Raw genomic sequence first — 247 nt, forward strand, 5'->3', positions numbered from 1 at the left:
CTATCGGCCGGACGCCGTCATCGATCCGGATTTCGAAGGCTTTTCTGCCAATCTCGATCGGCTCGGCGACATCACCGGCTGCGACACCGGCACCTGGGCCGGCTATCTCGATGCGCATCACCAAAGAAGGGCCTTCTTCAAAAGTTTCGGCGCGACCGCGTCGGATCACGGCCATCCGACGGCGGAGACCGCCAATCTGTCGGATGCCGCCGCGCAGGAGCTGTTCAACCGCATCCGCCGAGGCTCG

At 64.0% G+C, this 247-nt stretch carries 1 protein-coding gene; it reads left to right on the forward strand.

Features of this window, described 5'->3' with window-relative positions; translation table 11 throughout:
* Positions 1 to 247: glucuronate isomerase (locus tag AC0L2O_RS37290; protein ID WP_473373265.1), on the forward strand; the 247-nt coding region annotated here is incomplete at both ends.

The organism is Bradyrhizobium sp. Kon10 (assembly GCF_055807395.1).